The organism is Alkalihalobacillus sp. TS-13 (assembly GCF_019720915.1).
GTDB lineage: Bacteria > Bacillota > Bacilli > Bacillales > Fictibacillaceae > Pseudalkalibacillus.
In genome coordinates this window covers 2,373,551-2,396,080 of record NZ_JAHKSI010000001.1, presented here as the reverse complement: position 1 = coordinate 2,396,080, position 22,530 = coordinate 2,373,551, and the positions used below count along the sequence as shown (strand labels likewise).

Annotated in this window: 19 protein-coding genes and 1 riboswitch; of the genes, 10 read left to right on the top strand and 9 right to left on the bottom strand. The window is 39.5% G+C overall.

Annotated features, from left to right (window positions below):
• Positions 1 to 43: 43 nt before the first annotated feature.
• Positions 44 to 259, bottom strand: coding sequence for a VOC family protein (locus KOL94_RS11720; protein WP_221566603.1), 216 nt, complete (start codon positions 257 to 259; stop codon positions 44 to 46).
• Positions 260 to 287: 28 nt separating this feature from the next.
• The gene (locus KOL94_RS11715) at positions 288 to 440 is read right to left on the bottom strand and encodes a VOC family protein (protein WP_221566602.1); all 153 of its coding nucleotides are present in this window, start codon (positions 438 to 440) and stop codon (positions 288 to 290) included.
• A gap of 178 nt (positions 441 to 618) precedes the next feature.
• Between KOL94_RS11715 and KOL94_RS25245 the strand changes: the two genes are divergently transcribed.
• Complete coding sequence (locus tag KOL94_RS25245) at positions 619 to 753, top strand: hypothetical protein (RefSeq protein ID WP_260412294.1); 135 nt, start codon at positions 619 to 621, stop codon at positions 751 to 753.
• A 139-nt stretch (positions 754 to 892) separates the two neighbouring features.
• Positions 893 to 1,105: a RidA family protein gene (locus KOL94_RS11710; protein WP_260412293.1), complete on the top strand. Its 213-nt coding sequence runs from the start codon at positions 893 to 895 to the stop codon at positions 1,103 to 1,105.
• 39 nt (positions 1,106 to 1,144) lie between these two features.
• Here the strand turns inward: KOL94_RS11710 and KOL94_RS11705 are convergent, their stop codons facing one another.
• Entirely contained in the window at positions 1,145 to 2,245 is a 1,101-nt protein-coding gene (locus KOL94_RS11705; protein ID WP_221566601.1) for a GerAB/ArcD/ProY family transporter, read from the bottom strand.
• A gap of 354 nt (positions 2,246 to 2,599) precedes the next feature.
• Here KOL94_RS11705 and KOL94_RS11700 point away from each other — a divergent pair, with 354 nt between their 5' ends.
• The 7 genes from KOL94_RS11700 (at position 2,600) to KOL94_RS11670 (ending at position 11,950) form a co-directional block, all read left to right on the top strand.
• Complete coding sequence (locus tag KOL94_RS11700) at positions 2,600 to 3,979, top strand: sigma-54 interaction domain-containing protein (protein WP_221566600.1); 1,380 nt, start codon at positions 2,600 to 2,602, stop codon at positions 3,977 to 3,979.
• A 204-nt stretch (positions 3,980 to 4,183) separates the two neighbouring features.
• Positions 4,184 to 5,281 carry an alanine dehydrogenase gene (locus KOL94_RS11695; RefSeq protein WP_221566599.1) on the top strand — a complete coding sequence of 366 codons (1,098 nt, stop codon included), beginning with the start codon at positions 4,184 to 4,186 and terminating at the stop codon, positions 5,279 to 5,281.
• 20 nt (positions 5,282 to 5,301) lie between these two features.
• On the top strand, positions 5,302 to 6,699 hold the full coding sequence (locus KOL94_RS11690; protein ID WP_221566598.1) for a Na+/H+ antiporter NhaC family protein: 1,398 nt from the start codon (positions 5,302 to 5,304) through the stop codon (positions 6,697 to 6,699).
• Positions 6,700 to 7,543: 844 nt separating this feature from the next.
• Positions 7,544 to 9,139 carry a spore germination protein gene (locus KOL94_RS11685; RefSeq protein ID WP_221566597.1) on the top strand — a complete coding sequence of 532 codons (1,596 nt, stop codon included), beginning with the start codon at positions 7,544 to 7,546 and terminating at the stop codon, positions 9,137 to 9,139.
• Between the two features lie 185 nt (positions 9,140 to 9,324).
• Complete coding sequence (locus KOL94_RS11680; RefSeq protein ID WP_221566596.1) at positions 9,325 to 9,558, top strand: hypothetical protein; 234 nt, start codon at positions 9,325 to 9,327, stop codon at positions 9,556 to 9,558.
• 48 nt (positions 9,559 to 9,606) lie between these two features.
• Positions 9,607 to 10,815 carry a Ger(x)C family spore germination protein gene (locus tag KOL94_RS11675; protein ID WP_221566595.1) on the top strand — a complete coding sequence of 403 codons (1,209 nt, stop codon included), beginning with the start codon at positions 9,607 to 9,609 and terminating at the stop codon, positions 10,813 to 10,815.
• 25 nt (positions 10,816 to 10,840) lie between these two features.
• A complete protein-coding gene (locus KOL94_RS11670) occupies positions 10,841 to 11,950 on the top strand; it encodes a GerAB/ArcD/ProY family transporter (RefSeq protein WP_221566594.1) in 1,110 nt (369 codons plus the stop codon).
• Between the two features lie 106 nt (positions 11,951 to 12,056).
• Here KOL94_RS11670 and pdxR read toward each other — a convergent pair whose 3' ends face one another.
• Complete coding sequence (pdxR, locus tag KOL94_RS11665) at positions 12,057 to 13,463, bottom strand: MocR-like pyridoxine biosynthesis transcription factor PdxR (RefSeq protein ID WP_221566593.1); 1,407 nt, start codon at positions 13,461 to 13,463, stop codon at positions 12,057 to 12,059.
• 111 nt (positions 13,464 to 13,574) lie between these two features.
• On the opposite strand from pdxR, the gene KOL94_RS11660 reads away from it, so the two are divergent.
• Entirely contained in the window at positions 13,575 to 14,297 is a 723-nt protein-coding gene (locus tag KOL94_RS11660; protein ID WP_221566592.1) for an aspartate/glutamate racemase family protein, read from the top strand.
• A 954-nt stretch (positions 14,298 to 15,251) separates the two neighbouring features.
• Here KOL94_RS11660 and thiC read toward each other — a convergent pair.
• The 5 genes from thiC to KOL94_RS11635 form a co-directional block, all read right to left on the bottom strand.
• Positions 15,252 to 17,036: a phosphomethylpyrimidine synthase ThiC gene (thiC, locus tag KOL94_RS11655; RefSeq protein ID WP_221566591.1), complete on the bottom strand. Its 1,785-nt coding sequence runs from the start codon at positions 17,034 to 17,036 to the stop codon at positions 15,252 to 15,254.
• Between the two features lie 141 nt (positions 17,037 to 17,177).
• Positions 17,178 to 17,293, bottom strand: a riboswitch (TPP riboswitch).
• Between the two features lie 255 nt (positions 17,294 to 17,548).
• Positions 17,549 to 18,820 carry a PucR family transcriptional regulator gene (locus KOL94_RS11650; protein WP_221566590.1) on the bottom strand — a complete coding sequence of 424 codons (1,272 nt, stop codon included), beginning with the start codon at positions 18,818 to 18,820 and terminating at the stop codon, positions 17,549 to 17,551.
• Positions 18,821 to 18,949: 129 nt separating this feature from the next.
• Positions 18,950 to 20,497, bottom strand: a complete 1,548-nt coding sequence (pruA, locus tag KOL94_RS11645) for an L-glutamate gamma-semialdehyde dehydrogenase (protein WP_221566589.1) — start codon at positions 20,495 to 20,497, stop codon at positions 18,950 to 18,952.
• A 22-nt stretch (positions 20,498 to 20,519) separates the two neighbouring features.
• Positions 20,520 to 21,437 carry a proline dehydrogenase family protein gene (locus tag KOL94_RS11640; RefSeq protein ID WP_221566588.1) on the bottom strand — a complete coding sequence of 306 codons (918 nt, stop codon included), beginning with the start codon at positions 21,435 to 21,437 and terminating at the stop codon, positions 20,520 to 20,522.
• 316 nt (positions 21,438 to 21,753) lie between these two features.
• On the bottom strand, positions 21,754 to 22,188 hold the full coding sequence (locus KOL94_RS11635; protein ID WP_221566587.1) for a DMT family transporter: 435 nt from the start codon (positions 22,186 to 22,188) through the stop codon (positions 21,754 to 21,756).
• Positions 22,189 to 22,530: the final 342 nt, after the last annotated feature.

Genomic DNA, 22,530 nt, shown 5'->3' with positions numbered 1-22,530 from the left:
ACATTACCCGATTATATGATATTTAAAACCTTCTTTAGGGTTTTTACTCATGTTCTGTCGTAATTTGCCATATACCACCGTATTGATCCTCGAGTCGACCGAACATTGCACCCCAAAATACCTTTTCAAATGGCATTAATACGTTTCCGCCATCAGATAGTCCTTCAAATGCTTCACGTGCTTCATCTTCTGATTTGTACTCAAGGACAAGATTCAAATTGCTTCCCTTGTGAACGGGTTCTTTAACAGCATCAGCCAAAAAAATGTTTGACCTGCAACCTGTAGAGTCAGATGCATCCTTTCTCTGCAATTTCTGGTGGAGAACCCGGTGCTTGGTCAAAGGTTTGAACACTTACAACCTCTCCTTGTAAAGTTTGGGCATAAAAGTCTGCTTGTCTTTTTGCATCCTCGCTGAATATGTAAGGATATAAGTTTGCCATTGATCAATTCTCCCTTTGCTTTTGAGTTCGATGAATCTGTTATTGGAGAAATTCAAACCATCCAAATGTATTTAGGATAGGGCTTACGACAGAGCAAGTTAAGTCAATTTTGTTCTGTGAACGCCCTGAGAGTAAAGAAATTAAGGGAAAAGACGAGTATTGCGACGAATTGCTTGAAATGTATCAAGAAAAATTACAAGAAGCTCACAGTCAAATGGAAGCTTTATCAGCTGCAAAAACCCAACTAGAACAACAGATATCTAGAATGAAAAATACACGAAGAAAAGCGCTAGAACGGGATGACTTAATTTAGGTTGTATCGGCAAACATCTTAACTTCTAAAGGGCACTCGGGCAAGATCTATCCAATGTCAGGACCTGAAGCCTTAACCGTTATCGATAAAATTCGTATAATCAGCTCAGCCATAAAGCGGCAGAGTCAGTGGTGCCTCATTGAATGACATTGTATATACCAGGGTCCTAGTAGCATCTCAAAACCGATCAGATCTGGTAGCTGCATGGGAAACAATAAGAAATGAGTTTGGTGTTCATGATGTTCCAAGCACCATATCTGGAGTTACCGTATTAGGCTATCCAAATCAATTGGTGGAAATCGAAGCTGTAGCAGCATTAGAAAAGCGTTTTGATGTTGATGATCTAAAGTAAGGTGTCATGTTAGTTTTCCTTCAGTTAAATTCATATTTGTTAATGAAGTTTATTACCTCTAATGAATTGTCGGATAAAAACCACTATGACTAATAGAAATGGGATAACAAATTCAAACAATGGAAAGATCGATTTAAGAACAAATTTCCCTTGTTCGATGTGCTCTACAAAATTATCGGTTGCAACCATCGAGGTAAGAAATATCATCACCCCTATAGGTAAGACGGCCTTACGATGATTTTTCATCTTGAACAAATCGGTCGTACTTATCACAGCTGCGTAACCAAAGACAGCTACCTTAAAAAAATCCCCTACGATCAGGACGATCATCGCAATAGCTTCTAAGCTTTGTACAAATCCTCCTATATTTATCTTTTCGACTAATTTCAAAAAAGGAAACACAGACGTCGACCATCCGTTTACACCAAGTACAGCAATTTCAATCACAATCGTCATAGTTAATAATAGTCCACTTAAAATCATGGCAATCATTCCAAGCTTCATCCCATTTTCCGAATGATTCAAGTAGGGAAGAATTACCGTAAAACAAATCAGTTCACCGTAAGGAAAAAAAACGCGGTCAGGAAATGCCGTTGTTATAACCGGCTTCCATCCATTTTCCAATACAGGCAGCAAGTTCTCGAACCGAACAATATTTGAACCAATCGTAAAAAAAAATGTCAATACCACTATCGTAATGACTAAGATAAAAGAAAGTTCACCCGCTCTAGCCAGCACTTCTATTCCTTGATACACCCCATAACAAACGAGAAGGATTATGATTCCGCTCAGTACAGACATAGGGGTTTTACTATAATCAATCAAAAACAGTTCACTTGATTCCCGCAAATCCCTGGATGCTCCGTATATAAAAAATAAAATATATGACAAAGCGATCATATAACCAATATATTTCCCTAAAATTTTTTGAAGATAGCTTGTCAGTAGAAGATTTGGATAATGGCTATATAAATAATAATACTGAAGTAATAAAACGATACCGCCTATCATCCCCAATAATTCTGCCAACCAAGCGTCCTGTTTTGCCTCAACTCCTAAAGGGACAATAAGTGCGGTTCCTAACTCGAATAAGACAACTAAAGAGAAAAACTGGTAAGGATTAATACTCGATTTCTCCATTTAAATTAGGCCTCCAAAACAAACCATCTATATGAGATTAGTCATTGACCAAACAGAGTGTTTATAAACTCCCAAGCTAATGTTTGACAACTGGAGCTTTTTTTTCGGCAAAAGGTAGCGAGACCAATCAAAAAGGTATCCGTTCTCCAAATGTAAAGATGTACTTAAACAGTATTTCGATTCAAGAATGGTGAAAGTCATGATTTTTTGTAATCAAAATGGATGAGAGTAAAAAACGACGTCTATAGTATTTAAACGTATTTCTTGAGACGAAAGGTTAGTGCAGATGCTTTTTGATTGAAAGTTCTGTAAAATGGTAGGCAAATGAAGCAAATAAAATGGGGATGAGTGAAAATGCTGGACCAGTTAAAATATATAGACGGCATAACGATTATTGATACATCAGGAACGATTTTATTCACCGTTAAATTCAATCCGAGGTTTCACACGGAGATTGATGAAAACGAGAAGATCATCGGTCAAAACCTTTTTTCTGCTTTTCCTTTACTAGATGAACGATCCAGCACCCTTCTAAATGTGATGAAAACCGGTAAGCCGATTTTCCGTGCTAAACAAAGTATTGTTGATTTCAGAGGAATTGAAAAAGAAACCACAAATGTTTCATTACCGATAAAAGCCCATGGGAAAATAATCGGGTCGATCGAACTTTCAATGGACATAAGCCAATCAGAGCATTTTCCCCGTTCCGTTATAGAGATTGATTCAAGCTCATTTGATAGCAGACAGTTAAAAAAGAGGATTAACCCTGAAAGAGCGGTTTATTCTTTTGAAGATATCGTGACCAATGATGAAGTGATGACTCAATTGAAGGAATCTGCAAGGAAGTTTGCAAGTGGGGATTCTTCCGTTTTTATATACGGGGAAACAGGGACAGGCAAAGAATTGTTTGCACATGCAATACACAATGCGAGTGGACGTTCTGTAAAACCATACATTACACAGAATTGCGCTGCACTCCCAGAGAGTTTAATTGAAAGTATTCTGTTTGGCACAAAACGAGGAAGTTTTACAGGTGCTGAGGACAATCCGGGCTTGTTTGAACTGGCTGACGGAGGAACCCTGTTCCTTGACGAGATAAATTCGATGCCCATTCACCTTCAGGCAAAACTGTTAAGGGTATTGGAGGATGGTTACGTCCGTAGGCTAGGGGACACAAAGCTGAGGAAGGTTGATGTCAGGATCATTACGGCATCTAATATACACCCATCTCAATGCGTAAGGGATGGAAGTTTACGTCAAGATCTTTATTTCCGACTCGGGGTTATGACGCTGGCGATTCCTCCATTACGTGAAAGGAAAAAAGACATACCTTTGTTGGTTGATTATTTTGTGAGTAAATTAAATAAAGGCCATGACAAGAATATTGCTCATATTTCAAGAAATTCTCTTGAAGTTTTACTGGGCTATGATTGGCCAGGAAATGTCAGGGAGCTTGAAAATGTGATCGAATACGCTTTAAATCAGGCTGATCCTTGTGAAGATACTTTACAATACAACCATTTGGAACAGCAAATCAAGCATTTGATGAATATCCAACAATCGTTTTCGTCTACCAAAATCAAACCATTGAAAGATGAGATTGCGAATTTAGAAAAGGCTAGAATTGAACAAGCTATCCTTCTAACCGGCGGAAATGTATCCAAAGCCGCCAGGATGCTTGAGATTCCTCGACAAACATTACAGAATAAAATGAACCACTATCGAATCAACTAATCGACGATAGGTGCCGAAATATTAACGATCTATTGCCGGTTTTATAACAATTCCCATTCTTCTAAATCGATTTACTTGTAGGCAGAATCCTTTTGTAAGGGGTTTTGCCTGCTTTTTTGTTCATTTTCTCCACATATTTTTGAATTGGCATGAGTTTTGCATGTTAAGTACATGAGTCAAAAAAGGACGGGGAGGAATAAAAAAGTGAAAATCGGAGTTTTAAAGGAAGTTAAAAGTGGAGAATCACGTGTCGTTTTGACACCAAACGAAGTGAAGCAATTGTCTCGTAAAGGTCATTCTGTATTGGTGGAAAAAGATGCGGGACTCCAGGCGGGATTTCCCGATCCCTCTTACCTGAAGGCAGGGGCAGAGATTGTACAGCGGGCAAAAGAGATTTTCGATCAAGCCGATCTTGTTGTAAAAGTGAAGGAAGTCAGCCCCGAAGAGTATTCTCTTCTTCAACCAGGGCAAATCGTTTTCTCATGTCTGCATCCTGCGGCAAACAAAGAAGAGGTTGATGCGTTGCTTGAAAAGGAAGTTGTTGCGATTACAGCAGAGGATACTCACCGTTTCGGATCGCCAAATTGTGAAGTGGCAGGAAAGCTGGGTGCATTGATGGGAATTCAATACCTTCTTACGCCAAACGGTGGATCAGGAAAATTAGTAGGGGGGATAGGAGGCGTTCCCGGTATCCAAGCGTTGGTGCTAGGAGGAGGAATCGTCGGAAAAAGTGCGGTTGACGTCCTCGCTTCATTGAGGGCACAAGTAAGGTTACTGGATATTAATATTGGCGTTTTGCGGGAAGCTCAGTTTCTTTTTCCTAAAAATGTGACGACTGGATTTTCGAATCAAGAAACCATTAGGGAAATTTTACCGAACATGGACCTTGTCATCAACTGTGTAAAATGGCCGAAACAACGAACAGACCATCTGATTACAAGGGATATGATCAGTACGATGCAAAAGGGGTCTGTGATTGTAGATATCAGTGCAGACGTGGGAGGAGCAATTGAAACCTATCGACCAACAACGTTTGAAGAACCGATTTATACGGTAGAAGGGGTTATCCATTTTGGGGTGGACAATATACCAGGCGCTGTTCCAAACACAGCGTCCATCGCGTATGCTGCCTCTGTTTTCCCGTATATTCAATCGATTGCCGATAAAGGGGTTGAACAAGCCTTGCGTGATGATGAATATCTTCGAGGAGGGCTTACAATATACAAGGGCAAGCTGACCCATGAAGAAACAGGTCTTGTTCAAAAGCGACAATGGGTGAAACCAGAAGAGTTGTTGAAATGATTTAAAGGAGGAGGAAGAGTATGGAATTAGGGATATTATCACTTGTACCGGCAACGGTTGCGATTATCTTGGCTTTTGTCACAAGAAATACAGTTTTCTCGCTTGCTGTTGCCTGTTTTGTCGGCGTACTTTTAGCGGGTCAAGGGCTATTGGGATTCCCGGACTTACTGAAAGAAGCATTAGGTACAACGAGTTTTTCGTGGATTTTATTGCTTGAACTTTTTATTGGAGTATTAATTGCTTTCTTTCAAAGAACTGGTGCCATTCAGCAATTTACGGCAGTCATGGAGCGCAAGAATTTAAGCAGGGTCAAGACACAGCTAGTTTCCTGGTTTTTGGGCATGTTCGTGTTCTTCAGCGATTACTTTAGTCCGTTATTTGTCGGATCTACAATGCGAAATTTGTCAGATAAAGCGAAAATATCGAGGGAAAAATTGTCTTATATCGCAGATTCGACTTCGGCACCTGTAAGTGTCATCGTTCCGATCACAGGTTGGGCGGTATTTATTTCAGGCTTATTAGTCGGTATGGGTTCCATATCAAGCCCCGATTCGGCGATGAAAGTATTCGTACAGGCTATACCCTTTAACTTCTATGCTTTATTATCGGTTCTCTTTGTCGGTCTACTTGCAATGCGGGTTATCCCCGATTATGGCCCGATGAGAAAAGCAGAAGAACGGGCACTAAATGAAGGAAAGGTGTTGCGTGACGGAGCTGAACCGTTAATGGGGGAAGAATTGACTGAAACACCGCCATTTAAGGGAATAAAATCTAATATCTTTTTAAACTTTTTCCTGCCTGTCTTGATTGTGATATCCATCGCGGTAGGGACATTCATCGTATTGGACTCAGCAAAAACAATGGAAGCATTTTTGACAGCGTCTGTTATTTTAGGTGTTATCATGCGTTTCCAGGGTATTCCATTTAATGAAATTATGAAAACAGCCACTGCCGGGATGAAAGGTGTATTGCCTGCAATCATCATCTTAGCGTTTGCTTATGCGTTGAACAAATTGACAGAAGACATAGGGACAGCCGATTACATTGTTTCCGTCAGCGGAAATTGGTTGAGCCCAAGCCTGCTGCCGGTTGCCACCTTCATGATTGCCGCAATCATCGCTTTTGCGACAGGTTCCTCCTGGGGTACTTTTGCAATCGTCATGCCTTTAGCCGTCCCGCTTGCTTTTAACTATACAGGTGATGAGGTAACGACACTTGTTTTGGCTACAATAGCAGCTGTTGGAGGCGGAGGTGTTTTTGGGGACCATTGTTCACCTTTGTCAGATACGACCGTTCTAGCCTCTACAGGAGCTGCCTCCGATCACATGGATCATGTCAAAACACAGATTCCATATGCCTTGACAGTAGCTGCGGTTGCATGTGTTTTTTATTTGCTCGTAGGGGTTCTTTTTGCCTAGAATCAGGTTGTTAAAATAGTATGTAAAAGAATAAAGATGAGGGCATTGATAATAAAAAAGGTCATTATGGCCTTTTTTATTGTTTATATTGATATACGATACGGACACTAAATCAATTTTTTATCAAACGGCAACATTTATGTCCTAATTTCCTAATCATTCATATTAAGTCAATAAAGTTTGTTACCTAATTTGTTGTCGGATAAAAACGACTATGACTAATAGCAACAGAATAAATTCAAACAAGGGAAAGATCGATTCAAGGACAAATTCCCCTAGTAAGATGAGTGCTACAAAAATATCCACGACCATCGAGGTAAAAACTATCATCACGCCAATAGGTAAGATGGACTTCCGGTGATTTTTCATTTTGAATAAGTCAGTCGTACATATAACAACTGTGTAACAAAAGAACCCACCTTAAAAAATCCTCTATGATCAAATACGATCATCACAATAGCTTCTAAGTTTTATAATAATAAAACCTTAGGAAAGACTAAAACAAAAACATTTCCCCTGCTCTTGCCATACTTCTATTCCGTGATACAACGCATAACTCAACAGAATCATCATGATGGCGCTTAACACAGACATTGGTGTTCATCATAGTCCAACAAAAAGAGTTCTACTTGATTCCCGTAATCTACTTGATTCCCGTAAATCTCTAGACACTCCATATATAAGGAATAAAATGCATGACAACGCGACAATATTTATATATACCTTCCATAAATTTCTGGTATATTACGATACGCCAAAACGCTCAAACGATCTGAAAATTTACCCTAAGTTTACAATGGACTATGTTGGAAATAATAAATTGAAATTGGCAGGAGGGAAGAGGATGAGACGTATAAAAAAATCGTTTAAAAATCGACGGAGTCAATCCTTGCCTACACAAAACGATCAAATTAAAAATAAAGAACAGTTTAGTGAGAATCTTAAAGAAAATATACAAATAGTAAAAGAAGCACTTGGTAACAGCGATGATATCATCATCCGGGAAATTAGCATAGGAAAAGAAAGCAGCATAAAAGCAGGGATCATTTATACTGAGGGCTTGGTTGATACACCCTCCATTCAAAATTTCATTCTGGAATCCTTAATGGTGGATATACAGGATTCGGGTCTAGACAAGAGTATCACTAACAAAAAAGACCTGCTGCAGCTGATGAAAGATTCTGTTTTAGCAGTCGGAGAATTAAAAGATATAACCGATTACAACACTCTCTTCACCTCTCTGTTAACAGGTAATGTGATACTTTTGCTTGACGGTTATACACAAGGCTTTGCGATTAGCATGAAGGGTGGAAAAGACCGCGGTGTGCCAGAAGCAACAACTGAAAGTACGGTACGTGGTCCAAAGGAAGCTTTTTCAGAAAGCTTACGTACCAATACAGCACTGTTAAGACGCAAAGTCAACGATCGCAACCTTTGGTTAGAAACGAAAAAGATTGGAACGGTTACGAAAACAGACGTTTCAATTGCCTATATAAAAAACATTGCCAATGACAAGGTGGTAGAAGAAGTTCGTCGGCGACTTGATAGAATTGAAATCGATGGTATTCTGGAAACCGGCTATATTGAAGAGTTGATTCAAGATGAGACATATACACCTTTCCCTACTATTTTCACTACAGAGCGCCCTGATGTCACAGTTGCCAATCTCTTAGAGGGACGTATCGCTATTTTTGTTGATGGAACCCCTCATTCTCTAATCGCTCCGTCATTGTTCGTTCAATTTTTCCAAACAGCAGATGATTATTATCAACGAGCAGATATTGTTACACTGCTCCGTATTCTTCGGTTCATTGGATTTTTCATAGCGCTCCTTGGTCCATCCTTATACATCGCGATTACGACGTTTCATCAGGAAATGCTGCCGACACCGTTGCTCATTAACCTGGCTGCTCAACGGGAAGGAGTACCATTTCCTGCCTTCATTGAAGCACTTATAATGGAAGTCACATTTGAAATATTGAGGGAGGCCGGAGTTCGAATGCCGAGGACGATCGGTCAGGCGGTTTCAATTGTCGGGACACTCGTCATTGGAACAGCGGCTGTCGATGCCGGCATTGTTTCCGCAGCAATGGTTATTGTTGTAGCGATCACCGCGATTTCAAGCTTTATTGTCAGTTCGTTCAATCTTTCTATTTCCGTAAGGATGTTGCGTTTTATTTTTATGGGACTTGCTGCCTCGTTTGGTTTATTCGGGATGATAGTCGGCTTGATCGCCCTTACTCTTCATTTATGCAGTTTGCGTTCATTCGGCGTACCTTATATGTCACCACTTGCTCCTTTCAATATTGAAGGGCAAAAGGATGTGTTTATCCGGTTTCCACACTGGGGTTTATTTTCGCGTCCACGTCTGATCAGCCAGAAAAATTTAAAGCGGGAAGATAATCCGTCACCAAAGCCGGAGTCCCGGAAACGAAAATAGCACATCCGAACAAGGTATTGACCGTCACCATTTTTTATGGAAAGACATGCATGCATGGTTGAAAAATGAAATGGACCTTGTTGATCGAGAACAGGACTATTGATCGAAAAGGAATGAATTTGATCCCCATGGTTCAATTGAAGCAGATGGATCCAATGTTCGTAAAATTAAAGGAGTAATTCGATATGTGGGTTATTACAGGAGTACTTCTCGTAGCCATCTTGATCACCATTATAGAAGTACCTCCGCTTTGGAAGAAAAGACAGAGGAAAGAACTATGGGTTTTTTCGGTGCTGCTTGTCTTTGGGATCGGATTAAGTATTGCAGTAGGTTTGGATTTGAATGTTCCCAATCCGTTCGATTGGATTGCAGTCATATTTAAACCGTTAACTGATTTAATGATGTGGTTATTGAAATAAAGGTGAATAGGGAAAATCCTTGAAAACCGCAAGAAAGGAGGATCAAGTATGAAAAGAACAATCAGTTTATTCATCATCATTTTCCTTTTGCTAAATCTTTTGACGGGTTGTTGGAACCGGCGGGAGCTGAATGAACTGGCCATCACGGTTGCGATGGCAGTGGATAAATCGGATGAGGAGTATGTTGTTTCAACTCAGGTTGTCAATCCAGGTCAAGTAGCTGCTAAACAAGGAGGAGGTCAGAAATCACCAGTTACACTATATCAAGAAAAAGGAGACACGGTCTTTGAAGCGATAAGAAGAATGACTACGGGTACAGCTAGAAAACTTTACTTTCCTCATCTCCGAATTCTTGTAATAAGTGAGGAGTTAGCCGAAGAAGGAATTGGAGAAACATTAGATTTTATATCAAGGGATCACGAATTGCGAACAGACTTTTACATTATCATTGCGAAAGATACAAAGGCAGAGAATGTATTGAAAGTGACGACAGGATTAGAAGATATTCCTGCAAACAAGCTGTTTACATCTCTTGAAACGTCCGAGAAATCATGGGCTCCTTCAGTGGCAATTACATTGGATGAACTGACCGCGGAAATCGTGAGTGAGGGAATACATCCCAACTTAACAGGAGTCCATGTAATAGGGGAAAATAAAAAAGTAGGGGAAATGATGGAGAATGTTCAAGGAATTGATGCTGATGTCAAATTGAAATATGGCGGGATGGCCGTGTTTAAAGATGATAAACTAATCGGGTGGTTGAATGAAAAGGAGAGTAAAGCGGTCAGCTATGTCCAAGGCAAGGTAAAAAGTACAATTGGTGAAGTGTCTTGTCCAGAAGGAAAAGGGAAAGTAGGAGTTGAGGTGACTCGCACAAAAGTTGATTTAAAAGGGAAGGTTGAAGATGGTTCACCAAAGGGGACGGTAAAAATTCAGGTGGAAGGGAATGTTGGTGATGTTCAATGCAAAAAGCTTGATTTGACGAAAACGAAAACGATTGATGAATTGGAAAAAAAATCAGAAAAACAAATCAAGGAAATAATTGAATCAGCCATCGCGACAGCCAAGGAAGAATTCGAAGTCGATCTTTTTGGCTTTGGGGAGGCAATCCACCGTTCAAATCCTGACTATTGGAAAAAGGCAAAGAAAAATTGGGACGAAAGATTTACGGACATGCCAATAGAGGTGAAAGCAGATGTAAAGATTCGACGGCTTGGTACAATTGGAAATTCACCGCTTGAAAAAATAAAAGATTAGATACAATGAAGAGGGGGGTGATCAGGTGTTAGATAACCAAAAAATATCGGTCCGTCAATTCAGGATATTGGTCATTTTGTTTACCATCGGCACGTCCATTTTGATTGTTCCAGCAACGCTGGCCTCCGAGGCGAAACAAGATGCTTGGATTGCAGCGATCCTCGGTGTTGGAATGGGTTTGTTAGTTATATTTTTATACAATAAACTAGCTCTCATGTTTCCTGATATGACCTTTGTGCAGATGAATCAAAGGGTTTTAGGTAAATGGTTAGGGAAAATGGTATCCATCATATTTTTTTCAATGACCTTTGCCTATACTTCTGCCCTTCTATTTTATGCTGGCAATTTCTTTATTACAGAAATCATGCCAGAAACGCCGCTTGGGTCCCTTGTAATCCTTATAGGTATCATAATGGTGATGGCAGTACGATATGGTCTGGAAACATTTGCACGATCAGCAGAGATTTTGATCCTGACTTTCTTTATCTTATTTATCTGCCTAGTGTTTTTCGTCAGTCCCGAAATTGAAGTTGAAAACATACAGCCTGTGTTTGATGTAGAGTTAAAACCTTTGCTTCGGGCAAGTATTTTTTTGGTCGTGACATCAACGATAAATGCGGTTGTTTTATTGATGATTTTTCCAGCCAATGTCAATCAGCCGAAAGAAGCTCAAAAATCTTTTTTGATCGGAAGTTTGATTGGCGGGCTGGTAATGATCATCATTACTCTGCTGGGTATTTTGGTTCTTGGCCCTTTTGATTCAGCAAATCAAATTTATCCGGGCTATAAGTTGACCAAAAAGATCAATATCGGTAATTTTTTGACACGGATCGATGCAATCATGGCCGGATTATGGATGATTACCATCTATTTCAAGCTGGTCCTTTATTTTTACGCTTCTGTTTTAGGGTTTACACAAATTATGGAAATAAAAGATTATCGCCCTTTCACTTTGCCTTTAGGGATGATTGCCATCGTCCTTTCTCTTATCGTCTATCCTAATGTGGTTTATCAACAAGAGTGGGATACAGAAACGGCAAACGCTTTTTCATTATCTGTAGGATTATTTTTACCCTTATTGCTGTTAGTAGTGGCAGTGTTTCGAAAAAAAATGGGCAAGAAAAAAACCATTTGAGAAATTAGGAGGTTGTGATAGGTATAAAGAATCAGTTGACTGTAAGAATCCCTTACTTTATATCCTAGAAGGAGCCATCATAGGTGAAAGATCAAATTCATTTCCCTTAAAAATTCTCTAAAACTGTCTTTATGCGTGAAACCCCTTCTTCGATTAAATCTTCGGTTAAACTACCATATCCCATAACAATCTTATTTTTATGTTTCCTTTTTGAAATGGCGTAGGGTTTGATTGGATAGACGATTACGCCTTGGTCTTTTATACGATTGACCAATTTTTCAGTGAAATCAACTCCCTCCAATTCCAATACCAGATGCATTCCAGCTGCTTTACCATGGATTTTGAAATTGCTGAAGTGTTTGCTGATCGAATGGACCATTGCCTTCCTTCTCTGTTTATAAATACCTTTCATCCTTCTTACATGGCGATCGAGATAGCCTTCTTTGATGAAATGAGCGAGGACCATCTGATCGATCGTACCAGTGTGTCTATCCAAATACCATTTCTTTTGACGGATTTGTCTCACAAGTCCCCAGGGCAATACCATATACCCGATCCTGAGGGAAGGAGATAGGATCTTACTGAATGTACCGACATATATGACATTTTCAGGATCCAACCCTTGCATAGAAGCGACAGGAATTCCCTCATAAGTGAACTCGCTGTCATAATCATCCTCTACTATATAAGCGTTATGTTCCCTTGCGTATTCAATCAATTGGATTCTTCTCTGGATAGGCAAGGTGCCACCCAATGGAAATTGATGGGATGGAACGACGAATATAAAACTGGGATCATGATGTGTTGGCAAGCTGTCGGTTACGATGCCCCTTTCATCTACTGGTACTGGCAATACATCCGCTCCGGCATTTTGAAAGATAGGAAGCATCTCATCAGCAATCGGATCCTCAATGATCACTTTTTTGTTTTGAGTCGTCAGAAACTTTGTGATCAAATAAAGACCTTGTGTCGCCCCTGTTGTAATGATGATTTGTTCAGGATGGCAATTCACGCCTCTAACTCTTGAAAGATAACGTCTTAAAACATTTCTTAACTCGGTGATCCCCTGGGAAGGGTTATACCCAAATAATCGATCCTCTGACTGTAAACAAACTTCCTTGGTAAGATTCCCCCAGATGCTTCTCGGGAAATAGTCCATGGCAGGGTTGCTTGCTTTAAAGTCTATTGAATCAACCGATGGAAAGAGATCCGAAACAATATGTTGATCTTCTGATAGTGATGGTTGCTCTGATTTTTTAACCAATAAGGAGGAACCTTGTGATACATAAGTTCCAGAACCAGGCCTGACTTCTATATAGCCTTCAATCATCAATTGGTCATATGCTTCCAAGACAACATTCCGTGACACACCGATATTCGTTGCAAGCTCCCTGGAAGAAGGAAGTCGCTCTCCAGCTTGGAACTCATTGTTCAATATCCTGTTGCTTATTTGATCATAAACCTGTTGGGGTAGTGTCTTATCAGAAAGTCGATTAACAGAAAAGTTCAGCAAAGAAAATCCTCCCAGTTTAAATTGGTACTATAAAAATGATGATAAATTGGTTCTATTACATACCAGTATATCATGTTATCCTTCTCATAAATTCAATTGGAGGTAAAGAGGATGAAAACAATAGGTTTAATTGGCGGTTTAAGCTGGGAGTCTACTTCGGAATATTATCGGATCATCAATGAACAAGTAAGATTGGAATTGGGAGGAGTACACTCAGCGAAGTGTCTGCTCTATTCATTTGATTTTGAGGAGATTGTCCGACTGCAAAAATCCGGGGCATGGGATTTGGCTACCGCAAAAATGGTCGATGCAGCGGTTACGTTAGAAAGAGCAGGCGCTGACTTGATTTTGATATGTACAAATACAATGCATAAGATGGCAGAAGAAGTACAGAGCAATCTATCTGTTCCTTTATTGCATATCGTAGATTCGACTGCTTCCAAAATCAAAGAAGCTGGTCTAGACTGTGTCGGGCTATTAGGGACAAAATATACAATGGATAAGAACTTTTATAAGGATCGTTTCCAAATGAAGCACGATATTAAAGTTATCACACCCGACGAAGAGGATAAGGAAATGGTTCACAACGTCATTTTTAATGAACTATGCCAAGGGAAAACGCTTCAGCACTCGAAGGAACGATATCTTGAGGTGATCGAACGGTTAAGAGAGAGGGGTGCCCAGGCTGTGATACTTGGTTGTACTGAAATCTCACTCCTGGTCCAACAGAGTGACACAAGCATGAAACTGTTTGATACTACAAGCATACATGCAAAAACTGCGGTTAAGTTGGTAATTGAAGAGGACAATAATAAGAAAAAAATATTCCAGTAATGAAAGTAAAATAATAATAGGTTTTTATGACGTATGATAAAAAACGTGCCCATCAATATAAAAGCTAGAGGCTCGTAATGTAATGAGGGGGTTGTCCAATACTCACTGTGTGTAAAATGAAGTTCATAAAAATGTTTCTCCTACTGTTTTTAGTGGAGCAATGATTGGATTGAAAAGATGTAATGAAAGAAATTATTAAAAGCTGATAGAAAATATAAAGAAAACATTTATACATTTATTTAGAAATATAATATAAGTCAATCCTTTATGACGTTTCGTGGTACCAATACTAAATAGAAGGTCATTAAATACAGGAAATAAAAAAACCTTGCCGAATTAAGGCAAAGGTTTTTTGTGGATTCAGGTTTCATATCTTCCCTCCATGCGATAAATTCGATTTCTGGAGTAATTATTCCATTTTTTGCATAATGGAGCTTTGTCATAAAAAAGCCGGATCCAAATCTGCCCAAACATATTGGATTCCCCTAGTCACTTCTATTAAATTTGATTTAAGTATAATGACTCTTTATTTAAATGAAAATTTAGTTATTCAATATAATAATAGAGTTAAATACCTTCCCAAGCTACCAGTAAAATAATTGATAACCCATATTCAGGGGTGTCCCAAAAGAAAAGTGTCAGACACCTCCAACACAACATTTTGAATCAAACCACGATTTTTCTAAATGTTGTTAAGTTCGGAGAGACTCAGTTACTTTTGGGATAGCCCCCATTTTGAATTTCGCTGCTTTATTTTCACATCTTAATAATATAACACGTTGACTTTATTACACTTTAAACATATTTCATAATTGTAATCACCTTGAAAATGATGATCACAATTTTGCTGTAAATCTTTTAGACGTTTCTCCAAAAAAGCAAGGTGAGCTTTGTGTTGATTAATTTCCCTTTCAATTTTATGAGCATCCACTGTAATATAACCTCCTCAGAAAGTTACTGATATAGATTACCTCCAGATTGCTTAAACTCTTCTGCTTTTTCCTTCATCCCTTTTTCAATCGCTTCCTTCGTATCAAGATTGTATTCCTTTGCATAATTACGGATATCTTGTGAGATTCTCATACTGCAAAATTTCGGTCCGCACATTGAACAGAAATGTGCTGTTTTTGCACCTTCAGCAGGTAGAGTTTCATCATGATATTCCAATGCTCTTTCAGGATCCAAGGATAAATTGAATTGATCTCTCCAACGGAATTCAAAACGAGCTTTTGATAAGGCATCATCTCTTTTGTGTGAACCTGGATGTCCTTTTGCCAGATCAGCAGCATGTGCAGCGATTTTGTAGGTGATGACTCCTTCACGAACATCATCTCTATTCGGTAGTCCTAAATGTTCTTTTGGTGTGACATAACAAAGCATGGCCGTTCCATACCAACCAATCATTGCAGCTCCGATAGCAGACGTAATGTGATCATAACCAGGTGCTATATCGGTTGTCAGAGGTCCAAGTGTATAGAATGGAGCTTCCTTACATAGTTCAAGTTGCTTATCCATGTTTTCTTTTATAAGATGCATCGGCACATGTCCAGGACCTTCCACCATAACCTGTACGTCGTGCTCCCATGCAATCTTTGTTAACTCCCCAAGAGTCTCCAGCTCTGCAAACTGTGCTTCATCATTCGCATCTGCAATGGACCCAGGACGTAAACCATCTCCTAAAGAGAATGCCACGTCATAAGATTTCATAATTTCACAAATTTCTTCGAAGTGGGTATATAAAAAGCTTTCTTTATGATGATATAGACACCATTGTGCCATGATCGAACCGCCACGTGACACAATTCCTGTCAAACGTTTTGCTGTTAACGGAACATATTGTAAAAGGACACCCGCATGAATGGTGAAGTAATCAACACCTTGCTCAGCTTGTTCAATCAAGGTATCACGGTAAACCTCCCAAGTAAGGTCCTCAGCAATACCATTTACTTTTTCAAGTGCTTGATAAATCGGAACGGTGCCAACAGGGACTGCTGAATTGCGGATAATCCATTCACGCGTTGTATGGATATCTTTCCCTGTTGAAAGATCCATGATATTATCTGCACCCCAGCGAGTCGCCCATGTCATTTTTTCAACCTCTTCCTCGATAGAAGATGAAACAGCTGAGTTCCCAATATTCGCGTTGATTTTAACATGGAATTTACGTCCTATGATCATTGGCTCTATCTCTGGATGGTTGATATTAGCAGGGATGATCGCACGGCCTCTTGCAACTTCATCCCGTACAAAATCCGGTTCCATATCTTCCCTTAATGCAATAAATTCCATTTCTGGAGTGATGATTCCCTTTTTTGCATAATGGAGCTGTGTAACATTTCTTTCTTTCTTTGCTCGTAATGGGTTACGTTTCAAACCAGGAAATACGTTATGGTTGGCACGAGGGTCATCTTTATCACGATAACCATTATCTTCAGGCTTTATGTCTCGACCTTGATATTCTTCAACATCGCCCCGTTCATGAATCCATCTACTCCGAAGTGGAGGAAGGCCTTTTGTAATATCGACTGAATAATCATCATCCGTATAAGGACCGCTTGTATCGTAGACGCGTACTGGCATATTTTCTTCTTCACCAAAAGAACCTGTTGTCGGATTCAATTCAATTTCTCGCATCGGTACCTTGATATCAGGCCTTGAACCTTGTACGTAAACTTTCTTACTACCTGAGAAACTTGACATGATAGAAATGTTTTTTTCATTCAATGAGGTTGCTGGCATTGATCAATCTCTCCTTTTTTTAGATTCTGAAAGGACGAGATCCAGAACAAGACAACGGCATGAAATAAAACTGAACATAAAAAAGCCGGATTCCAAAAAAACATGGACCCGGCTTCATATGTAGAAGTATCATCTCAAATAAGAGGTAATATCTAACTTCCCCACGCTGGTATGATCCAGATCAGGTCCAAAGGGTCAAGAAACTTTAACGTGTTTCTCTCTCAGCCCAAACATATCGGACTCCCCTAGTTACTTCTATTAAATTTGATTCTAGTATACATGAGACTTCATTAAAAGAAAAGGATAGTAATACAATCGAATACTAAAACAGAACGAGTTCAGCCATTTATCGATACCAAAAAATTCGACCTTGGCGCACAGGGAATAAGTCCAAGTATTGAATCCATGACGAGAGACAAAATTTTTGTTCTCAATCTTTGAGCAGTGTCTCAATACATTAAAGAACTTCTGCTATTATCGCAGGAGTTCTTTTGAAAAATCTATGTTTGTGATCAAATTTCTTTAACAGCACCTTTATACCGTTGATAGTAAGCTTCGACATTGTTGAGTAATAACAATTCAGTATATAGGTAGACTTTCATATTGAAGTCGTTGAAATCGATATTCGTTAGTTCTTGTATTTTTTTTATCCGGTAATTCAAGGTGTTCGGATGAATGAACAATTCATTTGCGGTCTGTTTACCTTTCCCGTCATTAGCTAAATACACTTCAAGCGTTCGAAGCAGATCCGTCTGTTTTTCTGCATCATTCTTAATCAATGATAATAAATCATCACTATAGTAGTCTTTAGAACTGTTCTTTTCATAGAGAGTGGCTAAGTAACGATATATTCCAAGATGAGCGAATTCCCGTGGCATCGATTCAGGACGAGGGCTGATAAAGTTTGCCGTTTCAATGACCTCAAGGGCTTCTAGAAAACTTTTTCTCAAATGATACAATGAGGTGTATTCTTTTCCAACCCCGATCAAAAAGTTATAAAATTTTTCTTCGCCTGTTTCATCCTTGACCTTTTCAATCATACTCCTGGCTAATTCCAGCGAAGAAAACTTCTTGTCTGATTTACCGTAGAGAACCAATATTACTTGGTATTCAGTTTTCAAAGCATAAATTTGTGAATGAATATAAGAATTGTGGACCATCTTCTCAAGATGATCGAGCATAGATTTATACGGAGATGCTGTTATAGAAAAAACGACAACAGAAAACCGTTCTGGTAATGTGAGCTTAGCCAATGATGCATCATGGCGTAATTGACTTTCACTTCCATATTCGTGATGAAGCAACTGCCACCAAATTTCCTCTTTTCTTCCCTTTTTGGCATTATCCTCTGAATAAACATCATTGATCAAATGACCAAGGTGAGGGGAGATCTCTTCTAGGAAGGCAAGATCATCACTTTGTAAAAGTTTGTCGGATTCCTGGATCCAAATGTATCCCATGGTATTTCCAAGGTACTTGGCTGCAATTACAACACGTTGGTGGAATCCTAACTCCTCCATAGAATGGACACGGATCGGGTCAGAATGTTTCTCAAGGCGGTGAACAATTCCTTCTTTCTTCAGTCGATCAATAATGAAGATTGGACATTTCTTCGAAAGGATTGTTTTCTGCTGTGTTAGATCGAATTGATCGAATGAAGAACTGTAAGAGATCAATTCGAAATTTTTATTTTCAATAATCACAGGGTTACCTAGCTTTGAGCTAATCAGTTCCGTTGCTTTATGAATATCTTCTGCTTGGAGGATCAATTCTTTTATTTCCATAGGAATCCTTACCTTTCCGTGGGGGCTATTATACCCTATTATAGCGGGTTATTTCGGAATGAAAAGGAAAAAGCTCTCCCGGTTGATGGGAGAGCTTAGTTAGATGAACCTAGAAAACGGGGTATCGGATTAATATTTTTCCGAAATTGTCTTGGCTAGCATATGAAGCGCCAAGTAATCAGGACCGCCCGCTTTAGAATCGGTGCCTGACATTTTAAATCCTCCGAACGGTTGGTAACCAACAATGGCACCTGTGCAATTGCGATTGAAGTATAGGTTACCTACATGGAAATCGTATTTTGCTTTTTCAAGGTGTTCCCGGTTATCAGAGATGACCGCACCTGTTAATCCATATTCAGTATTGTTGGCAATCTCGATTGCCTCATCGAAATTTTTCGCTTTTGTGAAGCAAACGACAGGACCGAATATTTCCTCCTGTTGCATACGGGAATTAGGATCGAGATCAGCAAAAATAGTAGGTTCGATAAAGTAGCCTTCAGAATCATCACCTTTCCCACCAGTGATAAGGCGTCCTTCTTCTTTCCCGGTTTCGATATAACTCATCACTTTGTCAAAGGCACTTTGATCGACCACCGGCCCCATATAAACATTTTGCTCTGAAGCATTCCCAACGGTCAATTCTTCAGTCCGTCTTTTCACCCTTTCGAGCACTTCGTCATAAACATCTTCATGGACGACAGCACGTGAACCTGATGAACATTTTTGCCCGGAAAAGCCAAAGGCAGATATTACGATTGCTTCAGCAGCTGTTTCTAAGTTGGATTGGTTATCAACGACAACTGTATCCTTACCGCCCATTTCAGCAATCACTTGTTTCAAATGATTCTGACCTTCCTGGATTTCAGCAGCACGCTTGATGATACGAGTTCCAGTTGCGCGTGAACCTGTAAAGGAAATAAGGGAGGTTTTCGGATGATCGACAAGATAGTCACCAACTTCTCCGCCGCTTCCAGGTACGAAGTTCAAGACGCCTTTCGGCAGGCCAGCTTCTTCTAACACCTCGACGAATTTGGCTGCGATTACTGGACTGTTGCTGGCAGGCTTCAGTACGACTGTACTACCTGTGACAAGCGGTGCGACAGTGGTACCCGCCATAATAGCCAGAGCCAAGTTCCAAGGTGGTATAACGACAGCTACCCCAGTTGGCGTATAAATGTAGCGGTTCTGTTCACCCGGACGGCTTTCAACTGGTTTACCTTCTTTCAATTCAATCATTTGCCGGCCGTAATATTCTAAGAAATCGATCGCTTCAGCTGTGTCTGCATCCGCTTCCTTCCAGGGTTTACCTACTTCGTAAACCAAATACGCGGAAAATTCATGCTTACGTCGTCTAATGATGCTTGCTGCACGGAAAAGTAATTCAGCACGTGCTCTTTCATCCCATTTTCTCCAACTTTTAAAAGCCTCTGAAGCGGATTCTACAGCTTGATCAGCAATCTCTTGATTCGCTTTTGAGACATAACCCACAACTTGTTTTGTATTAGCAGGGTTTCTAGAAACAATTTGTTCTTCGGAACGAATTCTTTCTCCGTTTACAAGTAGATCGTGTTTTTGACCCAATTCTTCTTTTACTTTCCGTAAAGCCTCTTCGAAAGCTTTAATATTCTCCTCTAGGGTGAAATCAGTAAATGGTTCGTGTTTATAAGGTGTTACCATAATGAAATTCTCCTTTCAAATTTTACTTACTGAAAATTCCTTTGATTGCAAAGGCAATATTTTCGGGTCTTTCAGCTAAACGTCTCATGAAATAGCCGTACCAATCTTCCCCATAAGGCAGATAAACACGGACTGTATATCCTTCTTTCACAAGATCGGTCTGCAATTGGCTTCTCATTCCAAAGAGCATTTGAAACTCGAAACGGTCTCTCGGTATTCCGTGTTCTTCTACCAATTCTTTGGTGTAATCGATCATGGCGTCATCATGGCTAGCAACAGCAGTGTAATGCCCATTCAAGAGATTTTTCTTGATGAGCCGTTTTAAATTTTCATCAACCATTCGCTTCTCAAGAAAAGCCACTTTACCGGATTCCTTGTAAGCTCCCTTTACAAGTCTTAGATAGGGAGCATAACTTTGAAGATCATCGACATCCTCATTAGATCGATAGAGGTAGGATTGAATCACAGTTCCCACATTCCTGTATTTCTGCTTTAATGTCTTATAAATCTCAAGAGTTGCATTGCATCTAGAGGAATCCTCCATGTCAATGGTCACCGTGATTCCATTTTCCTTTGCCTTTGACAAAATCAGTTCCATGTTTTCCATAACCAATTCATGACTGATATCAAGACCCAATGATGTCAGTTTCACAGAGACCTCAGAATCCAGTTGATGATGAGTAATAGAACAAATACTCTGGAGACACTCCTGCGCATGTTTCCTTGCCTCATCAACGGAATTGACGAATTCCCCCAAGTGATCGACTGTAACTTGAAATCCATCATGGTTCAGTTGTCTGATCAAAGGAATTGCATGAGAGAATGTTTCTCCCCCTATAATCTTGTCAGCCCCAAATCTTGATCCCCAACGTTTTGCTAATCGATCTAATAACTTGTTGTTGGAGAGATACAAGAAGAACCGTTTACTTATGACCTCCAAGCTCACCACACCTTCCTTATCGACACTTTTCCCTGTTGCCAGGGGAAGGTAAACGACCAAATTCGTTTAACTATTTGATTGTTAAGAAAATTATATCGATTATGTTCAGGTCAAGACAACGTGCTCACATCACAATATTTTCGGTGCTGTTTTATGGTTAATACACAAAAGGATGGTTTTATAAAAGGATAATAATGACAAATAGCGTTAATGGCGTAAACCCATCATTATAAAAACGGAGAAAAGAGCTCAAATTCGAGCTCTTTTTCTTGAGAATTCATATGCGAATCTACTTGTGAAAAACGTATGATTTACCTTATTTTCTCGTAAACAGATAAAGTGCGGTGATCAAGAAACAAAATCCTAGAATCCGTTTTCCGTCAATTGGAATTTGTTTCATTCCAAGCCAGCCGAAGTGATCGATGACAGAACTAGTGATAAGTTGTGCTGCTATAACAGATATAAGTGAAGCAGCAACGCCGATTTTCGGAACAGCCAATACCATTGCAAACACATAAAATGCGCCAAGCACACCACCGATCAGCTGCCATCGTGGCACAGCTGTTGCTTGCAAGATGTTCCCTTTTCCGAAAAAGATCATCATAAGAAACAGGGTGACAGTCCCAATAAGAAAAGACAGAAATGCACCTTCAATGACCCCGACCTGTTTTCCAAGACCACCATTCACACCAGCTTGAACAGCAACTGCAATTCCACCGATGAACACGATTATGACCATCATCAAATTCATTAGGTATGCAACACCTTTTCCATCAAATTTTGATCGTAAACTGAAGACTGTATTCGAATGCTATATTGGACACTTTTGAACTAAACTTTAACATAAAGTAAAAAGTTACGGAATTTATTTTAAGAAAATTACAAAAACGACAAAAAAACAGTTTTTTTCTTCGATCATTCTACAATCTTCGTAAAAAACATATGATATGTTTTTACTCTAACAGCTTGTTTTTCAAATATAGGTTAAAGGAGGGGCTGAAGTTCTCCTGGAAAAACTATTGTCAATCCAACTCATATTTTCCTCAATAAAACCTCTAAAATAAGTGAACTACGCCGATGTTCCACCTGCATT

Coding starts and splice junctions, on each gene's coding strand:
- pruA (WP_221566589.1), bottom strand. CDS start 20,497: ATGGTAACACCTTATAAACACGAACCATTTACTGATTTCACCCTAGAG.
- KOL94_RS11715 (WP_221566602.1), bottom strand. CDS start 440: ATGGCAAACTTATATCCTTACATATTCAGCGAGGATGCAAAAAGACAA.
- KOL94_RS11680 (WP_221566596.1), top strand. CDS start 9,325: ATGTGGGTTATTACAGGAGTACTTCTCGTAGCCATCTTGATCACCATT.
- KOL94_RS11700 (WP_221566600.1), top strand. CDS start 2,600: ATGCTGGACCAGTTAAAATATATAGACGGCATAACGATTATTGATACA.
- KOL94_RS11675 (WP_221566595.1), top strand. CDS start 9,607: ATGAAAAGAACAATCAGTTTATTCATCATCATTTTCCTTTTGCTAAAT.
- KOL94_RS11685 (WP_221566597.1), top strand. CDS start 7,544: ATGAGACGTATAAAAAAATCGTTTAAAAATCGACGGAGTCAATCCTTG.
- KOL94_RS11650 (WP_221566590.1), bottom strand. CDS start 18,820: ATGGAAATAAAAGAATTGATCCTCCAAGCAGAAGATATTCATAAAGCA.
- KOL94_RS11705 (WP_221566601.1), bottom strand. CDS start 2,245: ATGGAGAAATCGAGTATTAATCCTTACCAGTTTTTCTCTTTAGTTGTC.
- thiC (WP_221566591.1), bottom strand. CDS start 17,036: ATGCCAGCAACCTCATTGAATGAAAAAAACATTTCTATCATGTCAAGT.
- KOL94_RS11660 (WP_221566592.1), top strand. CDS start 13,575: ATGAAAACAATAGGTTTAATTGGCGGTTTAAGCTGGGAGTCTACTTCG.
- KOL94_RS25245 (WP_260412294.1), top strand. CDS start 619: ATGTATCAAGAAAAATTACAAGAAGCTCACAGTCAAATGGAAGCTTTA.
- KOL94_RS11635 (WP_221566587.1), bottom strand. CDS start 22,188: ATGAATTTGATGATGGTCATAATCGTGTTCATCGGTGGAATTGCAGTT.
- KOL94_RS11690 (WP_221566598.1), top strand. CDS start 5,302: ATGGAATTAGGGATATTATCACTTGTACCGGCAACGGTTGCGATTATC.